We start from the raw sequence: 21,763 nt of genomic DNA on the forward strand, positions 1-21,763 counted from the left end.
CTTGTCGGTTCAGGCGCGGCCCAGCTGCATGTCGATATCGCGCACCAGCCGCACCAGGCGCGGACCCAGGTCGTCCACCAGCCGCTCGCGCGACAGCACGAAGGCCGGGCCGCCGCAGTTGAACGACATGGGCTGCTCGCCGTCCACGCCCATGATGGGAACGCCCACCGCGTGCACGTCGCCCTGCCATTCGCCGGCCGAGACGCAAAAGCCATGGTCCTGATAGTCACGGAAGGCCTGCTCCACGCCTGCGCGCACACGTGGCCAGTTGTTCGGATCGCGCTCGCGCACATGGTCCAGCAACTGGCCGCGCTCCGCCTCGGGCAGCACGCACAGCAGGGCCTTGCCCATCGCGGTGGTGGCCAACGGGATGCGCGAGCCCACCTCCAGGCGCAGGGTCACATTGGCCGTGCTGCGGCAGGTCTCCAGATAGACCATGCTCAGACGGTCGCGCGCGCCCAGCGACACCGAGGCCTGCGCGTGCTCGGCCAGTTCCGCCATCATGGGCTTGGCCAGGGTGCGCATGTCCAGCGACGACAGCATGCGGTAGCCCAGCGCGAGCACGCCCGCGCCCAGCTGGTACTTGCTGGTGACGTCCGAAAAGTTCAGATAGCCCAGCGTGGTGAGGGTGTGGGTCAGGCGCGACACGGTGGGCTTGGGCAGGCCGGTGCGGCGCGCCAGGTCGGCGTTGCTCAGGTAGCGGTCGCCGGGGCCGAAACAGCGCAGCAGCTCAAGGCCGCGCGCCAGGGCGTTGACGAACTGGCGGTCCTTGCCCTCGTCGTCATCGCCGCCGAATACCGCAATGTCGTCGTCCATGGGCAGGCCTCGCTATGTTTGAAAGGCAAGTGTGACAAATTGCCCAGGCTGTGTCAATGGTTTTGTGGAATGGCGGTTTGCACAGCGAAACGCCGCAAGGTGGCGATGGCCTCGTCCTCCTCCACTTGCGGGAAGTGCTCGTAGAACTGGCCCACGGCGTGGAAATAGTCCGGCGCGTGCAGGCAAACCACGTGGTCGGCCAGCGCGGCCACCCGCTGCACCGCCTCCTGCGAGGCGACGGGCGCCGCCGCGATCAATTCCAGCGGCAAGCCCGCGCGCACGGCGGACAGGGCGACGCACATGGTGGCGCCCGTGGCCAGGCCGTCATCGACGACGATCACGGAACGGCCGGCCGGATCGGCCGGTGGACGGCCGGCGCCGAAGGTCTCGCGGCGCCGGCGCAGCACGGCCAGCTGTTGGGCGGACTCCACCGCCAGCCAGGCCGATTCCGGATCGGCGTCCGGCGACAACTGGCGGTTGCCGTGCTCGTCGATGGCGCCGATGGCGAACTCCTGGTTGAACGGCGCGCCCAGCTTGTGCACCAGCGCCACATCCAGCTCGGCCTGCAATGCCTCGGCGACGATGGCGGCGATGGGGATGGCGCCGCGCGGTATGGCGAGCACCAGCGGGCGCCGCAGGCGCAGCGCTTGGCGCCGCTGGGAGATGGCGCTGGCCAACTGGCGGCCGGCGTCGATACGGTCATGGAAGAGGACAAAGGCTGACATGGCGGCTCCTATGCGAAACCCACCCAGACAGCATAGCGCGCCGGAGGTTCGGCGTCAGGCTTTGATGTCGATCAGTGTGCCTATGCGTTCATCGGCCGCCTTGATGACTTTGGCGGACAGCTCGAAGCTGGCCTTGTAGACGAGGGAATTGGTGATATCGCCGGCCACGGCGCTGTCGGACAGCCCCTCGGCGGCGGCCAGGCCGCGCGCCTGGCTCGACAGCGTGACGCCCGATCCGGCCGGGCTGGCCTCCTGGAAGTTAGCCTGCCGCGCCTGGAAGTCCCGGGTATTCATATTGGCGACATTGTGCGCGGCGACGCCGAGCGCCCCCATGTTCGCATTCAACCCCGACAACCCCGCACTCAACGCAGACACGCCCATGACCTTTCCCTTCGGCAATGCCGCCAGTCTACCCCAAGCCCCCGCCGCACGCACCCCTCTGCCTAAAATTTCACCACCCCAACGCAACATGACAAAAACACATCGGTGTCAGGCGCGACATTCGGACAGGAGCACAGCCGTAGTCGCGAACTCATCGGCGTCGCTATGCGGTTCACGGCAACCACTGCCGAGGCCGTGTCCGAATGTCGCGCCTGACACCGATGTTGCACGGCAACTTTGCGGTTGCTTCAATATTGATACTGCGTTAACCTTGGCTATCGGGGCGCCATGCCCCTCCCACCGTCCGAAGGTGCGCCGTGTCCATCGAATCTCAGTCCGATCCTGCCCAGCTGGGAAGGTGGCTGCAGGAGGCCGCGCGGCGCGACGCCGTCGCGTTTCGTTCGCTATATATCGCCACTTCCGCGAAACTGTTCGGCTACGCGCTGCGTATATTGCATAAGCGGGAGCTGGCTGAAGAGGCCCTGCAGGAGGGTTTTGTGGCAATCTGGCATAACGCCGGGGGCTACAATGCCCAGCTTTCGGCGCCGATGACGTGGATGGCCACCATCGTGCGCAACAAGGCGCTCGATGTGCTCCGCCGCGGCGACGCGGCGCTGGACGGCGATGCCGTACCTTTTGATGACGACATAATGAACGCCTTGCACGATCCCAAGGCCACCCCCATCGAGTCGCTGCAAATCAGCGGCGACGCGAAGGCGCTGGCGTATTGCATGTCCCTGCTGGAGGGCCGCCAGCGCCAAGCCGTCGGCATGGCCTTCTTCCACGACCTTTCACACAGCGAGGTGGCGCAGCAATTGACGCTGCCCATCGGTACCGTGAAGACCTGGATACGCCGCAGTCTTGAGAAGCTCAAAACCTGCCTGGCGCAGCGGGAGCGCGCATGAACATCCGCGACAATCCGCCGCTGCGTGAAAAGCTGGCCGCCGAATATGTGCTTGGCACGCTGAGGGGCGGCGCGCGCCGCCGCTTCGAGGGCTGGATGCACAACGACGCGGCCCTGCGCCGCACCGTCGACGAGTGGCGCGACCGGCTAATGCCGATGGCCGAATTCTCCGGCGTCCAGCGGCCGGGCAGCGGCGTGTGGCGCGGCATCGAGCGGCGCCTGAACCTGCCGTCCCAGCGCAAGCCCTGGGAGTTCTGGCGCAATCTCGATACGCTGGCCTTCTGGCGCGGTCTCAGCCTGGCCACGGGCGCGGTGGCCGCCGTGCTGGCGGTCACCGTCGCGCTGCGCGTGACGCAGGCGCCGGTCATCGACCAGGTGGCCACGCTGACCGACGAGAAGGCGCAAACCGCGCTGCTGCTGATCGGCGACACGCGCCAGGGCACCATGGAGGTGCGCGTCGTGAACAACGTGGCGGTGCCGGACGATAAGACCCTGCATCTGTGGGCCATCACCAAGGCCGGCCAGACACGTTCGCTGGGCATTCTGGCGGATAACCGCGGCGCCACGCTGGCGCTGAACGCGCGCGCGATCGGCGACGACGTGGCGCTGCTGGCGATCTCGCTGGAGCCCAAGGGCGGTTCGCCGAATCCGAACGCGCCCACCGGGCCGGTGCTGTACAAGGGCGCCTGGGTAAGGGTAATGTGATGCGCGTGATGTGATCAGAAGTTGTGCGTGAGCGTGAGGCGCAGCGAGCGGGGTTCCACCGGGTGGAAATGCCGGTCGCCGACGCCTTCAGCCGCCTCGCCGCGCAGCCGCGACGGGTAGTAATAGTCGATGTCGCTGGCCTGGCGGTTGAAGAGATTGAAGACGTCCAGCGTCAACCGGGTGCGCGGGGTGATCTTGTAGCCGATGCGGGCGCTGGCCAGCGTGGTCGGCGCGGAGCGCACGCTGTTGTCCTCCACCAGCGGGCGCGGGCCGAAGTGGCGCAGGTTGACGGCGCCGTACCACGGGCCATTGCCGTTGACGGTGGCGCCGAAGGACAGCACCTTGCTCAGCGAACCGGGGACGCGGTCGCCCGCCGGGTCGTGCTCCGAGTAGCGCGCGCGGGACAGGGCCAGGTCCAGGTCGAACAGCAGCCATGGCGCGGCCATGTAGTGATTGTTCCACTCGATGCCGCTGCGCCGGCTGGCGCGGCTCGCCTCCGTCTCCCCCGCGTCGCCGATGAACACCAGTTCCGAGGACAGTTTCAGCCTCCATAGCGACAAGGAGCTTTGCAGGCCGGGGACGATTTCGGTGCGCACTCCCAGCTCCATGCCGCGCGTGGGCGCGAGCGGGGTGACGGGCCGCGACGAGCCGCCATCCGGGAGCCGCGTCTGCGTTGCGCCGCGCGCGTCGTTGCTGTGGAAGCCCTTGCCGAAATTGACGAAGTACTCGGTCTTGTTCCATGGCCCCAGGATCAGCGACAGCTTGGGCGAGAAGACACCGTCGCGCGCCTTGCCGCTGTTGCCTTCGATGCCGCTGTCCACGTTGAATCGGTAGGTGTCGTAGCGCAGGCCCGCCACGCTGCGCAGCGTGGGCAGCCACTGGGCCACGTTTTCATAATGGAAGCCCGCGCTGCCTTCCTTGACGCGGTCTTCCCGCACCACTCCGGTACGTTCGCGCCGCGCGGTGTTGTACAGGCCGACCGGCGAGAGCCTGTCGTAGCGCAGCTGCACGCCTGCCTTGTGGCGCAGTTCCACGCCGCCGGCCTTGCCGGGCCAGGACACGCTGGCGCTGGCGCCCGCGACGCCGCGCCTTTCGCTTTGCTGGAACTGGTCGCCCCGGTCCGGATCGGCCAGCAGGTAGGTGAAGTTGCTGAACAGGTCCAGCGAGGAACGCAGCACGTAGGCGTCCGCCTCGAACAGGCGCTCGCCGAAGCGCTTGCGCATCGCGTAGGACAGGCTGTGGCGCGAGGTGTCGCCGCCGTCGCTGGCGTCCAGCGATCCGTACCGGCCTAGCTGGCCCGATTCGACGGCGCGCAGCGGGATCTGGTCGGTGGCCGTCCAGCGGTTGCTGTAGGCCATGGCGGTGACGCTGTAGCCGTCGCCGGCGGTGCCCGCGCTGTAGCGCAGCGTGGCGCTGTATTTGCGGGTCCGCTCCGGCACTTCCCATGGACCGTTGTTGCGCACGGCCTCCAGGCCGTACAGCAGCGTGCCGCCGCCCAGGCCGAAGGAGTCGGCCAGCAGCGCGCGGCGGTAGTCGTTGCCGCCGATTGTGACGGCGGCCGTGCCTTGCGCCAGCTTGTCGGCTAGCCGGAAGCGCGCGCTGCCGGCCGACGAGAAGTCGCCGTCGGCGGCGAAGTAGCCGCCCTTGCCGTAGTCGATGCGCCGCACCAGTTCGGGAATCAGGAAATTCATGTCCGAATAGCCCTGGCCGTGCGCGTGTGTGCGCATGTTGACGGGCATGCCGTCGACGTGGGTGGCGAAGTCGGTGCCGTGGTCCAGGTTGAATCCGCGCAGGAAGTACTGGTTGGCCTTGCCGTCGCCGCTGTGCTGGGTGACGATCATGCCGGGCACGAATTCCAGCAGCTCGCCGGTGCGCATCACCGGGCGGTTGGCCAGCAGGTCCGCGTGGATGGCGCCATGGCTGGCGGCGTCCGAGGTGCCGACGGCGTTGTCGTAGTGGCCGACGACGTGCACCACGGCCACCGGGTCGACCTTGGGCGCTTGCGCCTGCGCCGGCGCGAGCGGAGCCGCGGCCAGCAGCGGCAGGGCCGCGATGGCCGTGAAACGGGCTTGAGTCTTCATGGCTTTATTCCGAGCGTACGGTATCGGGGCTGGATGTGGATGCAAATGCCGACGCCCGCGCCAGTCCCGGAAGCCGCAGGTCGAAGGCGCGCTCGCCCAGCCACACGGTGGATACGAGCAGGATGGCGGCCGAGCCGCCCGCCATCACCAGGCGCTGGTAGGCCCAGCCGCGGCGCATGGCGTAGGCCAGCGGCAGGAACACGGCCACGATGGCCAGCTGTCCCAGTTCCACGCCCACGTTGAAGCCCACCAGCGCCTGCGCCAGCGCGCCTCGCGGCAGGCCGAGATCGGCCAGCACGCTGGCGAAGCCGAAGCCGTGGATCAGGCCGAACACGAAGGCCACCAGCCAGCGCTTGCCGTGCACCACCGGCGCGAGGTTGTTCAGCGCGGACAGGATGACCGAGGCGGCGATGGCGGATTCGATCCAGCGCGAGGGCAGGGACACGGCGCCCACCGCGGCCAGGCTGAGGGTGATCGAATGCGCCAGCGTGAACGCGCTGACGATCTTGCACACGTCGATGGCGGCGCCGCGGAAGTCCGGCGCCTGGCGCCAGCGGCGGTCGCGCCATACCAGCACGGCGGGCAGCAGCAGCGAGATCAGGAACAGGATGTGGTCGTAGCCTATCCAGATGTGCCACGCGCCGTGCTTCACGTAGTCCGCGAACTCTTGCAGGCGGTCGGGCGTGGCCAGCGTGAACGCCTGCTCGGGGCTGTCGGCGCCGAAGATGGCGCTGATGGTGCGGCCATTGCGGACGATGCGCGCCAGGCCCTTGTGCTGCGGGTCGATGCCGGCGAAGGCGCTGTAGGCTATGCGCAGCGTCGCCGGCGCGGCCGGGCAGCTGGCCCGGAATTTGAGCACGGTGTAGGCGCCATCGGTGTGATGGTCGATCAGCTGCCCGCCGGCAGTGACGGCGCAGGCGGCGTCGCCGCTGGCCAGCCGCAGGCGGGACAGGGCGTAGGCGGCGATGTCCGGGTGGCGGCCGCGGATTTCGTCCCAGGTCAGCCGGCCGTCGCCGTCGGCGTCCAGGCCGATGGCGAAGTCCAGGTCGCGCAGGGCGATGTCCCACTGGCCTTCGATGCGCCGGCCCTCCACGTTGAGGGTGAGATAGCTGTCGCTGGGCTTGTGGGCGGCTGCGGGGCCGCAGATTAGCGCGAGCAGCAGGAGCAGGGCCTGTACCGGTTTGTCGAGGCTCATGATGCTTTCCCCAGTCGCGCGGCCAGGGCGGCGGCCTGGCGGTCCTCGAATCCCGTGTCGGCCATCCAGCGCAGCACCGGCCGCGCGGCGGCGATGTCGCGCGCGGCCAGCGCCGCTTCGAGCAGCAGGCGGGCGTCGGCGGGCTCCTTCTGCACGGCCCAATTCTTCTTCGCCAGCGCGAGCGCGGCGGCGGTGTCGCCCCGCAGGTGCAGCTCGTAGCGCGCCTGTTCGCGCTGGTGCACGCTGTCGCCCCGGCGCAGCGCGGCGTCGAAGCGGGCGGCCAGTTCGCGCCGCGCGTCCGCAAGTTGCGCCGGCGATTCGCCGCCCAGCTTGAGGGCCAGCGCGTGGCGCAGCAGCAGGGGGTCCACGCGGCCATGGTCCCGCAACAGCGCGGTGACCTCGCGTGGACGCTCTTGGACCAGCAGGAAGTCGGCGTAGGCGCCCAGCAGGTAGCCATCGTCCGGGCTGATGGCCAGGGCCTGCCGGTAGCGCGCCTCGGCGCCTGCCGCGTCGCCATGGCGTTCGCACAATTCGGCGAGCAGGGTCAGCGACCATGCCCGCAGTTCGGCTGGGGCGCCCGCGCCGCGGAGGTGGATGGCGTCCAGCAGGCGGATGCTCGGTGCCAGGCGTCCGGTGATGCTGGCGGTGTTGGCCAGGCAAGTGGTGGCCACCAGTTCGTCGGCCAGCGACGACAGGCGCGCGCAGCTGGCGGTGGCGCCGCCGTAGTCGCCGACAACGGTTTGCACCGTGGCGCGCGTGAGCCAGGCTTGCGGTTCGCCCGGGGCGGCCTTGGTGACGGCCTCCAGGTCGGCCAGCGCCTCGGCGTAGCGGTGGGTGGACTGGTTCAGCGTGGCGCGCAGGATGCGCACTTCGGTGGGCGGCGCCGGCTGCGTCCACCACGGGGCCAGCGCGGCTTGCGCGTAGCCGTTGTAGCGGGGATCCGACGCGCCGCGGCCGATGGCGATGTAGCGCCGCGCCAGCGCGGCGGCGGTGGCGGGGTCCTTGGGATTGGCCGCCAGTCGCGCGCGCATGCGCAGCAGCTCCTGTTGGCCGGGATCGCTTCGGCGCGGCAGGGTTTCGATGACCTGGGCGCCCGACGCGGGCACGTAGGGAGCGGCGGCGGCCTGCAAGGCGCACAGGCCCAGGGCAATCAGGGTAAGTGGTTTCATGGCGTTGTGCGGAAATGTGTTGGAAATGCTGGTGGACCGTATCCCGTCGTTCCCGCGCAGGCGGGAGCCCAAGTTCCTGGCGGTGCCCGAAACTTGGGTCCCGCGCCTGCGCGGGGACGACGGCGGGCACGGCGGGCACCCTTACTCCACCTTCTCCGGCTCCAAGTCTTCCGGCATGGTGGCGGCGACGGCGTCGATCTCCTCCGGCTCCTTGTCCTCCGGCGACGCCCCGACGAAGGCCGTCACCGACTTGAAGAAGGCGTCCAGCGTGACGACCGGCGGGGTGATGACGGGCGGCGTGGTGCCGCCGCCGTCATGTCCGCCGCCGCCGCAGGCGCTCAGCAGCAACAGCGCGGCAATGCTTGCAAGCTTGTTCATGTCGGCCTCCTTATTGCTGCGGCGAGCCGGCGATCGGCGTTTTCAGGTAGGGGAAGGCGGCCGTGAAGGCGCCGTCGTCCAGGTAGGCGCCGTCGGTGAAGCGCAGCGCGCCGGCCGGCGCGTCCGACGGCGCGCAGCCCAGGTTCAGCGTGCACAGCTTGCCCATCACCACGCGCAGCGAGATGTCGACCACGTCGTCGCCGGGACGGCGGCCATTGGGGTAGCCGGCGTTGTCGCCATCGATCACGCCCAGGCGCTTTTGCGCGCCCATCGCCACCGGCGCGATCGAGGTGTTCAGCCGCAGCATTTCGGACGCCGTCACCGACGCCGGCTGGTTCAGCCCCTTGACGCCGGTGAGGAAGGCGGCCACCAGGTCGTTGCGCGGGAAGTTGGTGGGCGCCTTGGCGCCGGCGCCGCCGTACAGGATTTCAACCAGCGCGGGCAGCGTGGGGTTGGTGACGTAGTCCGCGAACTGGCCGTCGGCCGTGGGCTTGCTGTGGTTGAAGCGGTCCTTGTCCTTCAGGCCGATCACCACCTCGTTCACCAGCGGCATGCCCAGGCGCGACACCTGTGTCCAGGCGCCGCCCTCCTTGGACGCGCCCACCCTGGTGCCCGGCATGGCGTTGAGCAGGCGGCCCTGGCGCATGCTGGCCGTGGTCCAGCCGCCGATCACGGGGTTGGTGCCGCCGGCGGCCGTCAGGCAGGATTTTGCCACTTCCAGTTCGATCGAGGTGATGTTCTTGTCCGCCAGGTCGTCCTTGGCGGCCCGCTCGGCGTTGGCCGCGAATTCGACCGCCGGCGCCTTGATGTTGATCAGGTCGAAGGTCTCGCCCAGGTTGACCGCGAACGGGTCCTTGCGCTGGCCGACGAACATGCGGGCCGGCGTGGCGCAGCCGGGGATGTTGACGGCGTAGACGTGCTTGGCCGCGTACGCCGCGTAGTTCGGAATCGACTTGTTGCCGATGTTGTCCAGCGGCTTGTCGAAGGTGGTGCCGCCGCCGCTGGCGTTGGTGAGCGCCGCGCGCGTGCCGCCGCGGCGGTCCCCGCGCACCAGGTTCACGGTGTAGGTTTCGCGCACGTTGGCGCCGGCGGCGTTGACGTCGGCGATGGCGCCGCCGTTGATCACCAGCGGAATCGACACCTTCTTGCCGCCCACCGTGAGCTGGGTGTCCTTGTTGGCGTTGTTGAAGCGGAACTGGAAGGTCAGGTCCTCCTTGGCGTCGCCGTTGTTGTCGATGTGGATCTCGTACAGCGCGTCCGGGTCCATCTGGAAGTAATTCGGGCCGCCGTAGGCGTCCTGCAGCGGCACGTAGTTGGCGATCAGCGTGACGTAGTCGGCGCGGCCCGGCTCGTAGCTGCGGAACATGTAGAAGTCGGTCGCGTCCACCGTGGGTTGCTTGGTGATGAAGGGCGCCTCCCGGTGGCTGGACGCCTGCGCCGGCGGCGGGCAGATGGCCATCAGGCCGGTCATCGCGAGCATTGCTACCTGGATCTGCCGGTTGAACGGCCTCTTGACGATGTGTGACATTTCTCTTTCCCCCAATAGGTTTAACGGAATGGCAGCGCCCGGTGACCAATGCAGCGCCGCACTGCCATATACGGGTGAGACCCGCGGGTGGATTCAAAATTCTTAAAATTATTCGGCTGCTATCGCAATGGCTGGGTTTGTGACGTAAAACCCTGTTTTTGCTGGGTTTTTTGGCGTTTTGGTATTGCTTTCGAAAAACGATGCCCGCAAAATCGGGACATTGCCCACTCCCAATTATCCGGAGCGAACCATCGACACCGCCGCGACCCTCTTCCGCCGTTTCAGCCCCCGCATCGTCATCGCCCTGGCGCTGGGCGGCCCTTTCGCGGCATCCTCCGCGTCCGCCCCGGCGCCGTTGCCGGTCACGCAACTGAACGAGCAAGTCATCATGGTGCCGGCCGGGCCGGGCTTGGGCGTGGCGCTGGAAACCACCGTCTACAAGCCGGACGGCGCCGGACCGTTCCCGCTGCTGGTGATCAACCACGGCAAGGCGCCGGGCGACCCCAAGCTGCAGACGCGCGACCGCTTCGTCCACATGGCGAGCGCCTTCGTGCGGCGCGGCTACGCGGTGATGGTGCCGATGCGCACCGGCTTCGCCCAGTCGTCCGGGAAATACATCGACCACGGCTGCAACATGACGGCCAACGGCTACACCCAGGCCAACGACGTGCGCGACGCGATCAACTACGCGCGCCAGCAGCGTTGGGTGGACGCGGAACATATCGTGGTGGCCGGCCAGTCCTACGGCGGCCTGGCGACCATGGCGCTGGCCACGCAGGAGATCCCCGGCGTGCGCGGCGTGATGAACTTCGCCGGCGGCCTGCGCGTGCATGGCGGCTCGTGCGACTGGCAGGGCGCGCTGGTGCGCGCCTTCGCCGAGTACGGCAAGCGCAGCAAGATGGAAAGCATGTGGATGTACGGCGCCAACGATTCCTACTTCGGCCCGGAGCTGGTGAAGCGCATGCACAGCGCCTACACGGTGGGCGGCGCCAGCGCGCAGCTGATCGCCTTCGGCGAATTCAAGCGCGACGCGCACACCATGCTGGCCAGCCGCGACGGCGAACAGCTGTGGCTGCCGGAGGCGGAGCGCTTCCTGGCGCGCATCGGCATGCCGGTGCGGGAGAAGTTCGCGGTGGCGCCGCAGCAGCAGGCCACCAGCTACGCGGCGGTGGACGACGTGTCCGCGCTGCCGTACCTGGCGTCCACCGGCCGCGAGGCCTACCGCAGCTTCCTGCAACGCCAGACGCCGCGCGCGTTCGCGGTGTCGGCGTCCGGCGCGTGGGGCTGGGCGGAGGAGGGCGAGGACCCGGCCGCCAACGCGCTGGCCGCCTGCCAGACCCGGAGCCCGCAGCCTTGCCGGCTCTACTCGGTCGACAACTTCGTGGTGTGGCCGGGCGACAGCTCGGCCGGCCGGACCGAATAATGCCGCTTTCCCCCGCGCGGGTCGGTCGGCATGCTGCCTGACCTTCCGGTCGTGCCGACGATCGCCGAACCGTTGAGGTAAAGAGCCGGGGCGTAGCTTTGCGGTAGATCAAACCCCATCCGCGCGGGCCGGCACATGATGGTCGATTCACGTCCACTACTTCGAGTCCGCGATGACGATAAGACAATTCCTGCTGCAAAGACCAGGCCTGGACCGTGCCGGAACGCGCGTGGTCGCCGGACCCGCGTTGCGAATCCGGCGCGCGGGCATTGTTTTCATGGTGGCGACCGTCTTGCTGGCCATTGTGTTTGGCGGGGATGGGCCGGCGGAGGCGTCCGGCGGCACCGACGCGCCGCTGGTCGCCGCGGCGCGGCTGGCGGCCGCGTTGGCGTGGCTCGGCTCGCTGGCCTATCTGGCGGACACGGTCGGCGGCAAGCCCGAGCGGGTCCGGGTACTGCGCGCGGACGGCAGCAGCCAGATGGCCGACGTCTACGGCGCCAGCGACATAGCGGACGGCCACACCCGGGAAGTCAAGGCCCGCTTCTATCACTACACCGGCGAGCCCGCATGGCTGACGGGCAATGGCTACGAAAAAATGCCGATCACCCGGACAGGCGCGCGATTGGCGACGCCATAGGCGGCACTACGAGACTTCTCAAAGGAAGCCGCGGGCGCGGTGATTCAGTTCTTGTCGTATTGAAAGCACTGCACGCGGGCGAAGGCCTCGGCGGTCTTGGTGTGCGCGACAACCATGCGGTCGAACAGGTCGCGCGCCAGCAGGTGGTAGACCTCGATCTTGGCGCACTCGCTCAGTTCGTGGGCGACTGCCTGTTCCTCGGCGAGGGCGGCCGCGAATTCGCGATACGCCGCCAGGCCTTCTTGGCGATAGATCGACATGCTGACCTCCTGATCGAAAAGTCATCATAGCATGGCGGGCCGCCCGGCGACGGGAACGGTCGCCAAGGCGGCAAGCGCGCGGCGCTCTACCGCGCGGTGAACGTGTAGCGTCCGGACGCCACCTCGAACACCGCTTTTCCGCCCTCATGCTTGACGAACTTGACGTGGGGCGTGTCGCCCGCTTTTCCATCGATCAGCACGGCGCCGGCGTGGCTGGCCGGGATGAGCACCGTGGCGCTGCTGTTGGCCGGGATCGCGAACGTGTACTCCGTCTTGTCGCCGGCCCGTTTCCAGCCGCTTTCGATGCGGCCATACATGCCGTCGTAGTGGCCCTTCGCGTGGCGCATGCCGCCGGTGGGATCGGCTTCCGGCTTCAGGATGAAGTGCTTGAATCCCGGGCTGGCCTCGTCGCGGGCGATCCCCAGCGAATGGTCCACCATCCACGCGCCGACGGCGCCGAAGGAGTAGTGGTTGAACGAGTTCATGGTGTTGTTGCCACCGAAGCCGTTCGTGGCGGTGTACGAATCCAGCCGCTCCCACACCGTCGTCGCGCCCTGTTCCACGGGGTAGAGCCAGGAAGGGTAGCTGGTCTGCTGCAGCAGACGGTAGGCCAGGTCCGAACGGCCGCTGTCCGACAGCGCCTGGTTGATCCACGCGGTGCCGATGAAGCCGGTCATCAGGGAATAGGGCGGCAGGGCCGTGCCGTTCCCGGCGTGGTTGGCGCGCTGCACGGTGGTGGCGAGGTGCCGCCCGGCCGCTTCCCGTTCCTTGTCTCCCAGCAGATCGAACGCCAGCGGCAGCACGTACGAGGTCTGGGTGTCGATCGGGTCGCCCGCGCTGCGCTTCGTGGCGGGGAACTGGTTGAACGAGGAACGCACCGTCTTGCCGGATTGCGGATCGATATAGTGCGCGCTGAAGAAGCGCTTGCGCTCCGCGATGAGCCGGTCGAAGGCCTCGGCGTCGGCGGCCTTGCCCAGTACCGCGGCGAACCTGCTCATGATTTGCAGGTCGTTGATGAACTGTGCTTCCCACAGCAGGGAATTGTCGTTCTTCTCCTGTTCCGGCCCCAGCCAGTCGCCCAGGTTGCCCCACGCGGTCGGGTCTTCCTGGACCAGGACGCCGCTCTGGCGATCGAAGTTCTTCGCCACGACGAAGTCGATGTAGCGCTTCATCGCGTCATAGTGCTCCGCCGCCAATGCCTTGTCGGCGTACTGCTGGTAGCTTTCCCAGGCCACGGTGATGGCCGCGCTGCCCCAAAGCACGCCGCCGAAGCCGCCGCCCAGCGGCGCCACGTCGGTGAACCTGCCATCGTCGCGCTGGGTGTCGCGCATGGCCAGCATATGCCTGCGCAGGAATTGGGGCAGCTCGGCCATGTAGGTGGCGGTGCGGGAAAACACCGAGATATCCCCGCTCCAGCCCAGGCGCTCGTTGCGCTGCGGGCAGTCGGTGGGAATCGACAGGAAATTGCCGTAGGTCGACCAGGTGATGTTTTCCCAGAGCTTGTTGACCTTGGCGTTGGAGGTTTCATAGTGCGACGCCAGCTTGTGCACGGAACTGAGCACGCGGCCAGTGACGGACTTGAGCGGGAGCGCCTTGGCCAAGCCGGTGATCTCGATGTAGCGGAAACCGTGGGAAGTGAAGCGGGGCGCGATCACTTCCGCGCCGCCACGCGTGACGTATATTTCCTGGGCCATCGCGCCGCGTATGTTCTCGAGCATGATCATGCCCTGGTTGCCGGCGTACTGCGGCATGTCGGGATAGCTCACTTCCGCGAAGCGCAGCACCACCTTCTTGCCAGGCGCCACGCCGGACAGCATGACTTCCGGCACGCCCACCATGTTCTGGCCCATGTCGTACACGAACACGCCAGGCCGCACTTCCTTTACGGATTGGGCTTGCAGTTGGCGGACGTTGCGGACCGGCTGGTCGAACTGGCCGCTCAGGCGCCATTGGCTGTAGTCGTCAACCGGCGGCATCCCGTGCGACCGATTGGAAGGATCCTTGCTGATATTGCCGGACAAGCCGACCTCCACCGCCGGTTGCCAGGCCGAGGCGTCGTAGGACGCTGTGCTCCAGCCGCGGACCAGTTTTTCCTTCGACGCGTCGTACACTTCGCCCTGGAACAGGCTGCCATAGCGCAGCGGGCCGTCGTTGAAGTATTGCCAGCTAGCCGGGTCGCTGACGACGACATCCTCTTTGCCGTCGGCATAGGTGATCACGAGCTTGGCCAGCAGCGATTGCCGGTCGCCGAAGAAGTTCCAGAACTGGCCCATGTAGGTGGCGCCGCCGCTCCACCAGCCCTCGCCCAGCATCGCGCCCAGCGCGTTCCTGCCCGGCTTGACAAGGCTGGTGACATCGTAGGTCTGATACAGGTGCGTGCGGTTGTATTGCGTGAGGCCGGGATTGAAATAGTCGTTGCCGACCTTCTTGCCGTTCAGATGGACCTCGTAAATGCCGCGCGCCGTCACGTACAGGCGGGCCCGGGCGATCGCTGCGCGGCTGGCCGAGAAACTGGTGCGCAGCATCGGCATGGCGTTGCGGCTGGGGTCCGCGACCACCGTCCTGCCCTCCTGGCCGCCCTCGATCCGGTACGCGTTATTCGAGACGATGACGCCGCCGTTCGAACCGGAGAATATGCCGGCATACGGCTTGCCGGCGAGCAGTTCCGAGAAGAGCGGGTTGGACGGGCTGCGGTAATTCCGCACTTCCACGTTGGAAAACGCCGCCGATTGGCCGCGCGGGGCGTGGAAGCCGATATCGGCCACCACCGGAAACGCGATGGCGTCCCCGCCCAGTGGATTCAGATTGAGGTCGGCGATCAGGTTCTCTTTGCCGTCGCCGTTGATTTCGAGGCGCGTGTTGCCCAGGCTGGAGCTGAGGCTGACCTTGTGCGCTTCGTATTTGTTGTTCTCGTTGATGACGGAAAGCGGGATGGCCAACGACTTGAAGGGAACATCCTTGCTGTCCTTGGGCGTATAGCCGACCCGATAGATATTGAGCACCGCGTTCGACTTCGACAGCAGCGGGGCGATATCGATTTCCAGCATCACGAAGGATGCGTTTTTCGCGCTCTCGAGGTGATGCAGGTTCTTGACCTTGTCCATCAAGCGCGGATCGTTGGCGCCGTAGACGAAGCCGGCGCGGGTGCTGCCGGACGCCTGGTCCAGCCGCATCGCGTAATTGATCTTGAACACGGGCAGATAGGGCGAATACAGGGGCAGGTCCCGGTCGCCGCCGCCTATCCACTTCGCGCCGCTCCAGCTCGCCAGCTTGGCGTCCGATTGCGACAATCCGGTTTCGAACCAGGAGGCGGCTTGCCGTGGGCGGTCGTTCCCATCCCACACCTCGACGGACCAGTCGTAGCGCCGCGCGGCGGCCAGGGGCTTGCCGGCGTACTCGATGTTCAGCGACTGGTCGTTCTTGATCTTGCCCGACTTCCAGACAACCTCGCCGCCATCCTTCACCACCAGCGCGTAGGCGGTCTGGCGCTGGCCCTTGGCTTGGCCGTCCGCCAGCATTTTCCAGCTGAACCGGGGACGCTCGATGTCGATCCCGATGGGGGTAGTCGTGTATTCGACCCTTAAATCGCCCACCCTTGGAGCCGCGGCCATCGCGGCGCCGGTCCATAACAAGGGGAGGATAAACAATGAAATGATTAGTTTTTTCATAAAAAATGGTGATGGCGAGGATGAGCGATCCGGTGCCTATGCCGGTGCCGTGCGATGACGGCCGGGCTCAATGAGGATGGCGCTGGCGTCAAAATCCGGGCACGTGGGCCGGGCGGCCAAGCTTAACCGGGCCATGTCGATCCAACAAGCTTTCGCCAATCATGTTGGTGAGCATTTCGCGCGCACCGGTTCGCGCGCGGAATTACTGCTCAACGTCATCGCCGACAAGGGCTTGCAGGCCACCATCTGATGCCTGAGGAGGACGGCAGACATTCGCGGCGCGAAACTAAACAAATAGACGCCAATGAATTTTCGTAGACCACAGGCCGCCTGTATTTAAAGGCGGTCTTGGAAGGCGCGAACGTTGGTGGACGTTCGGAGAAGTGTTCTTGGTGCTCCGAGCCGGAATCGAACCGGCACGCCTTGCGGCGGGAGATTTTAAGTCTCCAGTGTCTACCAATTTCACCATCGGAGCGGTGCAGCCCGGCATTATGCCATGACTGAAAGATAACCACCAGAGGCGCGCGGCAGGAAATCGCGGAAGGCCGCCGCCTTGGGCCCGGGACGCAATTGGTGTAGCATGCTGGACGGCGATCCGGCCCGGCCATCTTCTTGCCGGGCCCGCCCTGCTATTTCCAAGGAAGACCCCGATGCAAATCCAAATCAATGACATGCTGCGCGCCTATATCGACCCGCTGACCGAGGCCGAGTACAGCGCGCTGGAGCGCAGCATCCTGGCCGAGGGCTGCCGCGACGCCCTGGTGCTGTGGAACGACGTGCTGGTCGACGGCCACAACCGCTACGCCATCTGCCAGCAGCACAGCATCCCGTTCAAGGTCACCCAGAACACCACCTTCCGCAACATGGAGGACGTGATGCTGTGGATGATCGACAACCACCTGGGCCGCCGCAGTGTGTCCGATTTCCAGCGCGGCGTGCTGGCGCTGCGCAAGAAGGACATCATGGAGGCGCGCGCCGCCGAGGTGTCGGCCAAGACCGCCGCCGAGGACGCGAGCATCGCGCCGCCCGAGCAGGACGATACGCCCGCGCCGGCCAAGGTGCGCACCTCGCGCGAGGATATCGCCCGCGCCGCGCGCCTGAGCAGCGCCACCCTGAGCCAGATCGAGAAGATCCAGAAGACGGCGGCGCCGGAACTGGTGGAGGCGGTGCGCTCGGGGACGATTTCGATCAACGCGGCGGCCACCGTGGCGTCGCTGCCCGAGGCCGACCAGGCGGCGGCGGTCGCCGGCGGCAAGAAGATGCTGCAACAGGCCGCCAAGGAAATCCGCGAGCAGCGCGCCGCGTCCCGGCCGCCGAAGGAGGCGAAGCAGGCGCCGTGGGAGGGCGACGACGAGCGTCCGGCCCCGGTGAGCGAGATCGACATGCTGCGCGCGGAGGTGTCGCAGCTGAAGGAGCGCAACGCCGCGCTGAAGGCCGAGAACGCCGAACTGCGCGAGCGCATCTCGCAGCTGGTCGACGCGTCCTGATTTCCTCCACCTCCCCGAGTGCGAGTAGGGCGGGGCGCTTTTGGTTCGGTTCGCACGGTTGAGACAGGTCATCGCGGCCCGTCCCCGGCGGCCCATGCTGTGCCGTATGGAGGTGCGCCATGGCCGATCCGGAACAAGGCGACGGAGCCGCGCGGCCCGTCCAGATACGCGATTTCATCTTCGTCCGCGAGCTGGCGGAAGTCTATCTACTGCTGGACTTCATTTCCGGGCGCTGGGACAAGCACCTCGAGCCCCGCGTCAAGGACCTGATCAAGGATATCTGCGAGATCGGCTGGCCGCCGGAGGACGACAACAAGTCCAGCCCGGCCAGCCAGGCCAGCCAGGCGGCGATCCTGCTGAAGGCCAAGGACATGCTGAACGCCGCCGCCAGGCCGGCCAACGGCGCCACCATCGCGTTCACGCTGCTGGTGGTGGGCGAGGACGATCCGCGCCAACAGAAGGGGGGCAAGCAGCACGAGCGCCGCGGCTCCGGTTCGGCGGCCGCGCCACCACCTGACCCGGGCGGCAGCTGGCTGGGCGCGGTGCGTGAGCGGCTGGGCCTGGGCGCGCGTCCCCCCGGCGGAAGGCGCGACGGCGAGTCCGGCAATGGCTGGCCGGGCAACAAGGCGGCCGGCGGCAACGGCGACCTGATCGCGCCCGGCCGCGGCTTCGCGCGGCCTCCCACCCGCATGTCGCTGGCGCGCACCGCCTTTCCAGGCCTGATCGGGCCGGCCGTGAAGTTCAACCGCGACATCCTGCGCATCGTGGTGGTGCTGGTGATCTGGCTGGTGGTGACCTGTTTGCTATCCTGGAATGTCACTGCGGGCAATGTGATTCTGAGCCATCTCGACACACTTCGGACCCAGCAGCAGGAGCTGCGGCGCAAGGTCGCCGACGCGGAGGTCAAGCTGGCCGCCGACGAGCTGGCGCGACAGGCCAAGACGCAGCCGCGGGCGCCGGCCGCCGCCCCTCCCGCGCCGCCCCTGTACGCTTATTGCGACCCCGCGCGCGCGGACAGGACGGCGACGCTGGCGCAGACCTACCGCGGCGTGGAGGAATACCATCTGTGCAAGCAGGCTGAACTGCTGGAACGCGAACTCAACGGCACCTGGCGCAACCTGAACGCCTGGCTGCAGCCATGGCGGCGGCTGTATTACCGCATCGTCAACGCGCTCGACTTCTTGCTGGGACCGCTGGCGCAGGGCGCCCGGCCGGCGCGCCAGGACTCCGACGACGAGACGGCGCGCATCCTGACCCTGGTGCTGGGCAGCGCCGTGCTGCCGCTGTTCTACGGCATCCTTGGCGCGGGCGCGGCGGTGGTGCGCGACCTGTGGCGCAAGATGCGCGAGAGCGTGCTGTCGCCGCGCGACTACACGCTGGCGCTGGGCCAGCTGGCGCTGGGCGCGACGATAGGCGCGTGCATCGGGCTGTTCGTCAACGCGTCCGGCACGACGACGAACGGGCAGATGCTCGCCGGTACGCTGACCTTGAGCGGCTCGGCGCTGTCCTTCATCGCCGGCTTCGGCGTGGAGGGCGTGTTCCTGGCGATGGAGACCTTCGTCCGGCGCGTGTTCAACGTGCCGGATCCCACGCGGCCGGCGCCCTGAGCGGCGCCGTTCGATCGCGTCGTCAGATGGCCATCAGATCGCCGCCAGCGCGGCGCGCAGGTCCGAGCGCAGGTCCTCGACGTCCTCGATGCCGACCGAGAGCCGTATCAGGCCGTCGCCTATGCCCAGCAGCGCGCGCTGGGCGGGCGGAATGGTGGCGTGGGTCATCAGCGCCGGATGCTCGATCAGGCTTTCCACGCCGCCCAGGCTTTCCGCCAGGGCGAACACCTCGCAGCGTTCCAGGAAGCGGCGCGCGCCGGGCAGGTCGGTGTCCAGCGCGATGGAGATGATGCCGCCGAAGCCCTCCATCTGCCGCCGCGCCAGCTCGTGCTGCGGGTGCGAGGCCAGGCCGGGGTAGTGGACCTTCTTCACCTTGGGCTCGCGCTCCAGCCATTCGGCCAGCCGCAGTGCGCTGGCGCAGTGGCGCTCCATGCGGATGGCCAGCGTCTTCACGCCGCGCAGCGCCAGGAAACTGTCGAACGGCCCGGCGATGGCGCCCACGGAATTCTGCAGGAAGGCCAACTGCTCGCGCCACGCGGCCTGGCGCTCCTCGCCGGCCACCACGGCGATGCCGCCGATGATGTCCGAGTGGCCGTTCAGGTACTTGGTGGCCGAGTGCACGACGATGTCGAAGCCGTGCTCGAGCGGGCGCTGCACCAGCGGGCTGGCGAAGGTGTTGTCGGCCACGGCGATGATGCCGCGCTCGCGGCAGATCTTCGCGATGGCCCGCAGGTCGGCCAGCTTGAGCATGGGGTTGGTGGGCGTCTCCACCCACACCATGCGCGTCTCGGGGCGGATCGCGGCCAGCAGGTTTTCCGGATTGGTCAGGTCCACGTAGCTGAAGTCCAGGCCCGCGCTGCGGCGGCGCACGCGCTCGAACAGGCGGTAGCTGCCGCCGTACATGTCGTCGCCGGCGATGATGTGGGCGCCGGCGTCGGCGATCTCCAGCACGGTGGCGATGGCGGCCAGGCCGGAGGCGAAGGCGAAGCCCTGCGCGCCGCTTTCCAGGTCCGCCACGCAGCGCTCCAGCGCCCAGCGCGTGGGGTTGTGCGAGCGGCCGTAGTCCAGGCCCTTGTGCACGCCCGGGCTCTCCTGCACGAAGGTGGAGGTGGCGTAGATCGGCGGCATGATGGCGCCGGTCGACGGGTCGGGGGACTGGCCGGCGTGGATCACGCGCGTGGCCAGGTGGGCCTTGTGAGAACCCGAAGCGAAGGCCGGGGTCAGACCATGGCCTGTCCCTTCGGGATCGGGAGCAGCTCCACTGGGGCTACTCCCCCCCGGATTCTGCCGCTGGTTTTGGGGAGGCTGTTGTCGGCTCAAGATAGTGTCCTGCGCAGGTGGTTGAGAAGGTCGAAGCGGGTGATCAGGCCGTAGAAGGCCTGGTCGTCGGCGATCACGGCGGTCAGGCCGCGGTCGAGCACGCCGCGCAGCGCCTCCATGCTGGCCGACGGCGCCAGCGTTTCCAGCCGCGAGGTCATGGTGTCGCCGACCAGGCCGGCGAAGTTGGCGGCCTTGTTGTCCACCTTGAGCAGCAGGTCGGACTCGTCCAGCAGGCCGGCCAGGCGGCCGTCGGCGATCACCGGCAGCTGCGCCAGGTCGGCCGCGCGCATGCGGTTGAAGGCCACCAGCAGCGTGTCCGACGGCGCCACGCTGACCACGTCGCCCTCGTCGTAGCGGCGGCCGATCAGGTCGCGCAGGTCGTCCAGCTTGGGACGCTGCAGCATGCCCTGGTCCATCAGCCAGCCGCGGTTGTACATCTTGGACAGGTAGCGGGTGCCGGTGTCGACCACGAAGGTCACCACGCGCTTGGGTTCGGTCTGCTCGCGGCAGTACTTCAGCGCCGCCGCCACCAGCGTGCCGGTGGACGAGCCGCCCAGGATGCCCTCGGCCTGCAGCAGGGCGCGCGCGCTGTCGAAGCTTTCCTGGTCGGTGATGGTGTATGCCTTGCGCACCGCGCTCAGGTCGGCGATGGAGGGGATGAAGTCCTCGCCTATGCCTTCCACCGCCCACGAGCCCGATGTGTCGCTGACCGCGCCGGTGTCGACGTACTCGGCCAGGATGGAGCCCTTGGGGTCGGCCAGCACGAATTCGAGCTTGGGCTGCACCCGGCGGAAGTAGTTGCTCAGGCCGGTCAAGGTGCCGGACGAGCCCACGCCGACCACGATGGCGTCCACCTCGTGCCGCATCTGTTCCCAGATCTCGGGGCCGGTGGCGGTTTCGTGCGCCAGCGGGTTGGCGGGGTTGTTGAACTGGTCGGCGTAGAAGGCGCCGGGCGTCTCGCGCGCCAGGCGGGCCGCGTAGTCCTGGTAGTACTCGGGGTGGCCCTTGCCCACGTCGGAGCGCGTCATGTGCACCTCGGCGCCCAGCGCCTTCAGGTGCAGCACCTTCTCGGTGGACATCTTGTCCGGCACCACCAGCACCACGCGGTAGCCCTTGATGCGGCCCACCAGCGCCAGGCCCAGGCCGGTGTTGCCGGCGGTGGCCTCGATGATGACGCCGCCCGGCTTCAGCGAGCCGTCGCGCTCGGCCGCCTCGATCATCGACAGGCCGATGCGGTCCTTGATGGAGCCGCCGGGGTTTTGCGATTCCAGCTTCAGGAACAGCCGGCAGGGGCCGGTGTCCATCCGCGTCACTTCGACCAGCGGGGTATCGCCGATCAGGCTAAACAACGCCGCTTCGTTGGGTTTGTTCATTTGTTCTCCTCGCACCGGCGCTGGCGTGGCGGATTGTGTCCGCCACCGCGACCGTGAAAAAGGCGGATTTTGGGCCGCACGGTTCACACTAGGAAGGAATCTTTAC

19 protein-coding genes and 1 tRNA gene are annotated in these 21,763 nt (G+C 67.7%); 7 read left to right on the forward strand and 13 right to left on the reverse strand.

All coding sequences use genetic code 11. The features are described from left to right. Positions 1–9: 9 nt before the first annotated feature. From BM436_RS14105 to BM436_RS14115, 3 genes are read right to left on the reverse strand one after another with little or no spacing between them, the layout of a single operon-like run. On the reverse strand, positions 10–816 hold the full coding sequence (locus BM436_RS14105) for an IclR family transcriptional regulator (protein ID WP_093556160.1): 807 nt from the start codon (positions 814–816) through the stop codon (positions 10–12). 53 nt (positions 817–869) lie between these two features. Then, positions 870–1,541 (reverse strand): phosphoribosyltransferase, encoded by a 672-nt coding sequence (locus BM436_RS14110; protein ID WP_093556161.1) that lies wholly within the window; start codon positions 1,539–1,541, stop codon positions 870–872. Between the two features lie 54 nt (positions 1,542–1,595). Continuing rightward, a complete protein-coding gene (locus BM436_RS14115; RefSeq protein WP_093556162.1) occupies positions 1,596–1,922 on the reverse strand; it encodes a hypothetical protein in 327 nt (108 codons plus the stop codon). A gap of 317 nt (positions 1,923–2,239) precedes the next feature. On the opposite strand from BM436_RS14115, the gene BM436_RS14120 reads away from it, so the two are divergent. Together BM436_RS14120 and BM436_RS14125 are read left to right on the forward strand one after the other, a co-directional pair. Further along, positions 2,240–2,827 (forward strand): sigma-70 family RNA polymerase sigma factor, encoded by a 588-nt coding sequence (locus BM436_RS14120; RefSeq protein WP_093556163.1) that lies wholly within the window; start codon positions 2,240–2,242, stop codon positions 2,825–2,827. After that, positions 2,824–3,531: an anti-sigma factor gene (locus tag BM436_RS14125; protein WP_093556164.1), complete on the forward strand. Its 708-nt coding sequence runs from the start codon at positions 2,824–2,826 to the stop codon at positions 3,529–3,531. The genes BM436_RS14120 and BM436_RS14125 overlap by 4 nt, the downstream gene beginning before the upstream one ends. A gap of 14 nt (positions 3,532–3,545) precedes the next feature. Here BM436_RS14125 and BM436_RS14130 read toward each other — a convergent pair whose 3' ends face one another. From BM436_RS14130 to BM436_RS14150, 5 genes are all read right to left on the reverse strand, one after another. Next, positions 3,546–5,612, reverse strand: a complete 2,067-nt coding sequence (locus BM436_RS14130) for a TonB-dependent receptor (RefSeq protein ID WP_093556165.1) — start codon at positions 5,610–5,612, stop codon at positions 3,546–3,548. 4 nt (positions 5,613–5,616) lie between these two features. Further along, on the reverse strand, positions 5,617–6,807 hold the full coding sequence (locus BM436_RS14135) for a HupE/UreJ family protein (protein WP_093556166.1): 1,191 nt from the start codon (positions 6,805–6,807) through the stop codon (positions 5,617–5,619). Next, positions 6,804–7,976, reverse strand: a complete 1,173-nt coding sequence (locus tag BM436_RS14140; protein ID WP_093556201.1) for a tetratricopeptide repeat protein — start codon at positions 7,974–7,976, stop codon at positions 6,804–6,806. The genes BM436_RS14135 and BM436_RS14140 overlap by 4 nt, the downstream gene beginning before the upstream one ends. Before the next feature lie 141 nt (positions 7,977–8,117). Then, on the reverse strand, positions 8,118–8,354 hold the full coding sequence (locus tag BM436_RS14145) for a hypothetical protein (protein WP_093556167.1): 237 nt from the start codon (positions 8,352–8,354) through the stop codon (positions 8,118–8,120). 10 nt (positions 8,355–8,364) lie between these two features. Next, the gene (locus tag BM436_RS14150; protein ID WP_177307197.1) at positions 8,365–9,834 is read right to left on the reverse strand and encodes a DUF4331 domain-containing protein; all 1,470 of its coding nucleotides are present in this window, start codon (positions 9,832–9,834) and stop codon (positions 8,365–8,367) included. Between the two features lie 268 nt (positions 9,835–10,102). Between BM436_RS14150 and BM436_RS14155 the strand changes: the two genes are divergently transcribed. Both BM436_RS14155 and BM436_RS14160 read left to right on the forward strand, forming a co-directional pair. Beyond that, on the forward strand, positions 10,103–11,305 hold the full coding sequence (locus BM436_RS14155; protein WP_229490272.1) for an alpha/beta hydrolase family protein: 1,203 nt from the start codon (positions 10,103–10,105) through the stop codon (positions 11,303–11,305). Between the two features lie 172 nt (positions 11,306–11,477). Further along, on the forward strand, positions 11,478–11,942 hold the full coding sequence (locus BM436_RS14160) for a hypothetical protein (RefSeq protein WP_143133122.1): 465 nt from the start codon (positions 11,478–11,480) through the stop codon (positions 11,940–11,942). Positions 11,943–11,986: 44 nt separating this feature from the next. Here BM436_RS14160 and BM436_RS14165 read toward each other — a convergent pair whose 3' ends face one another. Together BM436_RS14165 and BM436_RS14170 are read right to left on the reverse strand one after the other, a co-directional pair. Beyond that, positions 11,987–12,202 carry a hypothetical protein gene (locus BM436_RS14165; protein WP_093556170.1) on the reverse strand — a complete coding sequence of 72 codons (216 nt, stop codon included), beginning with the start codon at positions 12,200–12,202 and terminating at the stop codon, positions 11,987–11,989. A gap of 86 nt (positions 12,203–12,288) precedes the next feature. Continuing rightward, positions 12,289–15,813, reverse strand: coding sequence for an alpha-L-rhamnosidase (locus BM436_RS14170; RefSeq protein ID WP_218164854.1), 3,525 nt, complete (start codon positions 15,811–15,813; stop codon positions 12,289–12,291). Between the two features lie 127 nt (positions 15,814–15,940). On the opposite strand from BM436_RS14170, the gene BM436_RS36190 reads away from it, so the two are divergent. Next, positions 15,941–16,120, forward strand: coding sequence for a hypothetical protein (locus tag BM436_RS36190; RefSeq protein ID WP_143133123.1), 180 nt, complete (start codon positions 15,941–15,943; stop codon positions 16,118–16,120). Between the two features lie 140 nt (positions 16,121–16,260). Here BM436_RS36190 and BM436_RS14175 read toward each other — a convergent pair. Next, positions 16,261–16,345, reverse strand: a tRNA-Leu gene (locus tag BM436_RS14175). 175 nt (positions 16,346–16,520) lie between these two features. Between BM436_RS14175 and BM436_RS14180 the strand changes: the two genes are divergently transcribed. After that, positions 16,521–17,357: a hypothetical protein gene (locus BM436_RS14180; protein ID WP_093556172.1), complete on the forward strand. Its 837-nt coding sequence runs from the start codon at positions 16,521–16,523 to the stop codon at positions 17,355–17,357. A 119-nt stretch (positions 17,358–17,476) separates the two neighbouring features. Then, positions 17,477–18,964: a hypothetical protein gene (locus BM436_RS14185; protein ID WP_093556173.1), complete on the forward strand. Its 1,488-nt coding sequence runs from the start codon at positions 17,477–17,479 to the stop codon at positions 18,962–18,964. A gap of 33 nt (positions 18,965–18,997) precedes the next feature. Here the strand turns inward: BM436_RS14185 and BM436_RS14190 are convergent, their stop codons facing one another. Together BM436_RS14190 and BM436_RS14195 are read right to left on the reverse strand one after the other, a co-directional pair. Beyond that, positions 18,998–20,137 (reverse strand): trans-sulfuration enzyme family protein, encoded by a 1,140-nt coding sequence (locus tag BM436_RS14190; protein WP_259741432.1) that lies wholly within the window; start codon positions 20,135–20,137, stop codon positions 18,998–19,000. A gap of 143 nt (positions 20,138–20,280) precedes the next feature. After that, positions 20,281–21,657, reverse strand: coding sequence for a pyridoxal-phosphate dependent enzyme (locus BM436_RS14195; RefSeq protein WP_093556174.1), 1,377 nt, complete (start codon positions 21,655–21,657; stop codon positions 20,281–20,283). Between the last annotated feature and the right edge of the window lie 106 nt (positions 21,658–21,763).

It is taken from the genome of Pseudoduganella namucuonensis (genome assembly GCF_900116645.1).
Lineage (GTDB): Bacteria > Pseudomonadota > Gammaproteobacteria > Burkholderiales > Burkholderiaceae_D > Rugamonas > Rugamonas namucuonensis.

Coding starts and splice junctions, on each gene's coding strand:
- BM436_RS14105 (WP_093556160.1), bottom strand. CDS start 816: ATGGACGACGACATTGCGGTATTCGGCGGCGATGACGACGAGGGCAAG.
- BM436_RS14110 (WP_093556161.1), bottom strand. CDS start 1,541: ATGTCAGCCTTTGTCCTCTTCCATGACCGTATCGACGCCGGCCGCCAG.
- BM436_RS14115 (WP_093556162.1), bottom strand. CDS start 1,922: ATGGGCGTGTCTGCGTTGAGTGCGGGGTTGTCGGGGTTGAATGCGAAC.
- BM436_RS14125 (WP_093556164.1), top strand. CDS start 2,824: ATGAACATCCGCGACAATCCGCCGCTGCGTGAAAAGCTGGCCGCCGAA.
- BM436_RS14130 (WP_093556165.1), bottom strand. CDS start 5,612: ATGAAGACTCAAGCCCGTTTCACGGCCATCGCGGCCCTGCCGCTGCTG.
- BM436_RS14135 (WP_093556166.1), bottom strand. CDS start 6,807: ATGAGCCTCGACAAACCGGTACAGGCCCTGCTCCTGCTGCTCGCGCTA.
- BM436_RS14140 (WP_093556201.1), bottom strand. CDS start 7,976: ATGAAACCACTTACCCTGATTGCCCTGGGCCTGTGCGCCTTGCAGGCC.
- BM436_RS14145 (WP_093556167.1), bottom strand. CDS start 8,354: ATGAACAAGCTTGCAAGCATTGCCGCGCTGTTGCTGCTGAGCGCCTGC.
- BM436_RS14150 (WP_177307197.1), bottom strand. CDS start 9,834: ATGCTCGCGATGACCGGCCTGATGGCCATCTGCCCGCCGCCGGCGCAG.
- BM436_RS14160 (WP_143133122.1), top strand. CDS start 11,478: ATGACGATAAGACAATTCCTGCTGCAAAGACCAGGCCTGGACCGTGCC.
- BM436_RS14165 (WP_093556170.1), bottom strand. CDS start 12,202: ATGTCGATCTATCGCCAAGAAGGCCTGGCGGCGTATCGCGAATTCGCG.
- BM436_RS14170 (WP_218164854.1), bottom strand. CDS start 15,813: ATGGCCGCGGCTCCAAGGGTGGGCGATTTAAGGGTCGAATACACGACT.
- BM436_RS36190 (WP_143133123.1), top strand. CDS start 15,941: ATGAGGATGGCGCTGGCGTCAAAATCCGGGCACGTGGGCCGGGCGGCC.
- BM436_RS14180 (WP_093556172.1), top strand. CDS start 16,521: ATGCAAATCCAAATCAATGACATGCTGCGCGCCTATATCGACCCGCTG.
- BM436_RS14185 (WP_093556173.1), top strand. CDS start 17,477: ATGGCCGATCCGGAACAAGGCGACGGAGCCGCGCGGCCCGTCCAGATA.
- BM436_RS14195 (WP_093556174.1), bottom strand. CDS start 21,657: ATGAACAAACCCAACGAAGCGGCGTTGTTTAGCCTGATCGGCGATACC.